General features: G+C 42.5%; 5 protein-coding genes. 1 reads left to right on the top strand and 4 read right to left on the bottom strand.

The features are described 5' to 3' along the window. Window positions 1-257: 257 nt before the first annotated feature. The 4 genes from L2W36_RS27135 to L2W36_RS27150 all read right to left on the bottom strand — a co-directional run bounded on the left by L2W36_RS27135 (window position 258) and on the right by L2W36_RS27150 (window position 3,306). Window positions 258-428 (bottom strand): hypothetical protein, encoded by a 171-nt coding sequence (locus L2W36_RS27135; protein ID WP_236112057.1) that lies wholly within the window; start codon window positions 426-428, stop codon window positions 258-260. Between the two features lie 212 nt (window positions 429-640). After that, on the bottom strand, window positions 641-1,120 hold the full coding sequence (tenpIN, locus tag L2W36_RS27140) for a type III toxin-antitoxin system TenpIN family toxin (RefSeq protein WP_236112058.1): 480 nt from the start codon (window positions 1,118-1,120) through the stop codon (window positions 641-643). A gap of 436 nt (window positions 1,121-1,556) precedes the next feature. Beyond that, entirely contained in the window at window positions 1,557-2,987 is a 1,431-nt protein-coding gene (gene mbeA / locus L2W36_RS27145; protein ID WP_236112059.1) for a plasmid mobilization relaxase MbeA, read from the bottom strand. Next, window positions 2,977-3,306 carry a MobC family plasmid mobilization relaxosome protein gene (locus tag L2W36_RS27150; protein WP_236112060.1) on the bottom strand — a complete coding sequence of 110 codons (330 nt, stop codon included), beginning with the start codon at window positions 3,304-3,306 and terminating at the stop codon, window positions 2,977-2,979. Before L2W36_RS27150 ends, mbeA begins: the two co-directional genes overlap by 11 nt. 248 nt (window positions 3,307-3,554) lie before the next feature. Between L2W36_RS27150 and L2W36_RS27155 the strand changes: the two genes are divergently transcribed. Further along, window positions 3,555-3,884 (top strand): hypothetical protein, encoded by a 330-nt coding sequence (locus tag L2W36_RS27155; RefSeq protein WP_236112061.1) that lies wholly within the window; start codon window positions 3,555-3,557, stop codon window positions 3,882-3,884. The last annotated feature ends 292 nt before the right edge of the window (window positions 3,885-4,176 follow it).

Raw genomic sequence — 4,176 nt, forward strand, 5'->3', positions numbered from 1 at the left:
AACAGAGTGCAGGAATACTTGAAGTGCTTTAACGATATGGCTATCATGAAAGGACTTACCCAGCGTCGAAACTAGTAAGTATTCCGAAATAAACCAGCTTCCTACGGCTGGTTTTTTCACATCTAGGGATAGAGAGTAATCCCAAAAGCGATTGATCTCAATGATCCTTTTTATCGGTCATAACTTCCCAAAACAAAAAAGCCTCCCAATGGGGAGACTTCTTTTGCCTAAAATTGTCAGAAGCGGATTAAGTGCAGTTACGTTACTACTGCTTTTTTTATATTCATTGCATCTCTTAACTTTAGTAGTTCAGATAGTGCATCATCATGAGAAATATAGCTTCGAACAATCTCTTTTCCATTATCAAAGCTTAAAGTAATAATCGCTTCTTCGACTTCCACAGAAACCAATTTTTCTAGCTTAACCATTGTAAATTCATCGAGCCAGTACATGTGTATCCTCATTCTAGATATGATGAAAACTTCTTGTTTTTATCTTTCCATGGATACCATAACAGAAATTTAAAACTCTCGTTTTTTCTCAAAATGTTATGTTCATTTTCAATCGCGCAACTCCGTAACGAAGAACGGTTCCCGATTGGAAGCCGTTCTTGTATCTAAATTTGGGTTAGCACTAAAAGTTAGAGCCCTAAATCAGCATGATAATTAATAAGCGTAGTATCTACATACTCCTGATTAGAAAGAATATTCTGATCTTGAACGTTCACTGCATGTATGTATCTTTTAACATATTTCTCAAATTGGTCTGTAACATGCTTCTCTTTCCCAACTAACTTTTTACCCGCATCTTTAGAGTTCAAGTTGAAGTTTTCATCACTTACATACTCAGGTTTTCGAATTAACAAAGCTTTTGAATAATCAAGCCCCATCCCCTTAACTCCGCGCTTCTTTGTGTTTTTTAATAAAATGTAAGATGCGGAGTGACGGACATTACTTCTCACAGGAATTGCGAACATCAAATTATTAACTGTAATGTTAACCACCCCATGTCCACGAACTTTCGATAGATCCCAAAGACCATCTTCACTGTAATAATCTAGAGCATTCTCAACTGTAGGATTTTCATCATAAAAAGATGCGTTTAGTTTTTTTAGTTCCATATAAAATCCATAAACGAAAAAGCCCTGAACGAGTCAGGGCTTTTAAGGTAGTTAATACAAGGAATTTGAGTTTTTAACGTGGGGATATTCCTACCGCCACAAATGACTGGAATTTGGTTTTTTAACGTGGGGATGTTCCTACCACCACAACTACAATTCAATTATACGCCCAAACTGACTAAAATCAATCCACTATCTGACTAAAATCACTCCACGGAATCGGTGTTTATTATTCCTATTATGTTAAACGGGAGAGTTAGCTATCAAAAACACCCCTCAGAAGCCCTCAATCGCCCCAGAATCGATTTATAAGCACTTACTAAGCCCTACTTACCCAGAAATCGTGCTGTAAGTTTGCGACGCGTTCAGAGCGATTTACAGGGCAAAATTTCATCACGAACCGTTAATACCTCAAGCAATGTTAAAGCCCTGTTTTCTACAAACTTCTTCCGATACCACCCAACTCTCTACTTTGATTTATCGATCGTTCTTTCTGTATAGCCTGCTCAACTCTGTCACTTGCTTGCTCAAGCTGTCGACCTGCCCGCTCAAGTGACTCACTTGCTGGCGCAGCGTTTCGTTTTCCCTCGAGGTGGTCTCGTACATTTGCACCAAATTCCTGTAAACGGCTGCAAAATCCTTGTGCTGCTTCTCGTGTTGAGCTTGTAAACTGTCGAATGCGCTCAATAGTTGTTGCTCTAACTCGGTCATAACCTACTTCTCCACCAGTTTGATGAGCTCGTTCTTTTCGTCGTTCATAGTCCAGCCAGATTTCACTGTGTACCCCTCTGGAATCACGATGTAGCGCTCCTTTTCCCACAGATATAGAGAAACGCCCCACGTTTGAGCGTTCAACTTCTCTAGCTCGGATTTCTGACGGCTGATTTCTTCTTGGTTCTGGGCGATTATCTTGCCTTGCCACCAAATCACCCCCATGCAACCGAGCAGAACGAGAGAAATACTCAACACCATCCACAGCCAACTTTTGAGAACGAGTGATTTCATTGTCTGATTCTGGTCTCGGATAGCGTTTTTGATTATCTGTTCGCTTTCGCTCAACTCCTCGATGATAGAGCGCTCGTGCCTCGAGAATTCGACTTTCAGACTCTGCTCTATATCGCTCGCTTGCTGCTTCGATTTCTGCTCGAAGTCCTTCGCTAAATTTAAAATCTTGCTCATAAATCATTCCTTTCAAACGAATATTTCTACCTCCGTCAGGATCCGAAATCGATACGCTTTTGTTCGTCTCTCTCACCACGGTAAAACCACTACTTTGAAGCGCATTAACCACATCTTTCCGATTCTGGATTTCTCCTTTACTGGCTCGGGATAACAAACCATCCGTGATCAAAGTAGCGGCTTTCTGCTTCGATAATGGAAGGTTTCTTGAAGTCACAAGCTCTCTTTTGTTGGCTGGGTCGTCTGGGTCGTGTAGCTTCAAACTCGTGTTCATTCCTACTTTCCAAGCGTTGATTCGAGGCTTGTCGGCTTTGTCAAAATAGGGCTGTAATCTTTTGCCGCTCAATAGCTCAATATTGGGAACCACAAAGTTAAGCTCTAAGCGCCCTTTGTCACGGTGTTCCACCCAAAGGCAAGAATATTGATCGACATCGAGCCCTGGCAATAACGCTTTTTCAAAGCTCGACATAATCTTGTCTTTCGTTTCCCTGGGAAGATCAGGCTCTTCAAAAGACAACACGCCAGAGGTGTATTTTTTTGCGTAAGGGCTTGAGTCAATCAATGCCTGAATTTCGTCTGGGTCGCCTCGATCTAACGTGGCACCGTCACGAGTACGACCTTTACCAAGTAAATAATCCACGGGGCCAGAGCCTCGACCGGCACCTCGAGCATGAAACTTAACTATCATCGTGACTATGCTCCGCTCTAATGTCATTCAGCTCTCGTTGTATCGAGGACAAAAGAGACAGAATCTGAATCCTATCCATCGCTTTCCATCCTTGAGTATGAATAGAGCGAGATATTTGATTTAGGTTGTTACCCAACCCTGCCAATTGACGCAAAAGAGCGGGGTCAACATTGGGAACTTTATTCGCTCTTGGAACTTTGGCATCGAGACAATGCTCTCGCATCCATTCTGCAAGTCGAGGCTTAATGCTTCGGTTTTGAAGCTCGGCATACTCAGATTCAGTAGCTCGAATCTTGATAATTTTGGTTCTTTTCTCCATGACATTCCTCCTTAGAATCCGATGAAAAAAGAGCTCGGCACGAGGTCATTTTTTGACGGATTTAACTGGGGTAAAGGGGGCGTTAGCGCCCCTTTCCAGCTCACAGAGAAATGAGCGTAGCGAGTGCACTCTGTGTATGCTGGCTTAAATAACGAACGCTTTAGGTGAAGAGTAGCAAAAAAGCGACTAAAAGGTAGTCAAAAACAAGACCTGATGGTAAAAAAGTGAAAAAGAAAAGGAGCAAAGAAATGAAGTATGTAGAGTGCCCTCATTGTAAAAAAGAGGACGTGAAATATGGGGCGAACATCTGTACGGGATGCAAAGCGGAGATCATTTATGGCAACACGATGACGACGCTATTATTGTCCTTTATCCTGATACCCATCGCAGGGTATTGGGCAACAATAGCTGGATTAGAGATATTACTATCTAAAAGTGTATTCAAAGAAATAATCCAGCAGATAGGCGATACAGTCGCCTTCACGATAATAATAACGCCATGGATAGTATTAGGCTGGAAGTTTAACAAACGAATGTATAAAGAAAGAATACTGTTCGTGAGAGAAAAAAAGAGATAAGCCAGAGAGGCCGTGCCACAGCTTAGAACCTGACTAAATTCCGCTTGCTCGATGCTCGGACGCTTCGCTTACTCGCACACTGCGCCGAGCGGTAGGAATAAAAAGAAAGTAAAAGGGAAGGCAAGCGAAAGGACAACCTAGAGCCCTTTCGGCTGCGCCAACCCCTACCCAAATCAGAGTGATTTTAGGCATCGTTTTGGTCGCTTTCCGTGGAGTTTTGTCTCTTACCCTTTCGGGCTGCCCTGCGCTGTGAGTAAGGCTTTACGCCCCCATTCCAGTCTCACAATACTAA

The organism is Vibrio sp. McD22-P3, from assembly GCF_021568915.1.
In the GTDB taxonomy this organism is placed as follows: Bacteria; Pseudomonadota; Gammaproteobacteria; order Enterobacterales; family Vibrionaceae; genus Vibrio; species Vibrio mediterranei.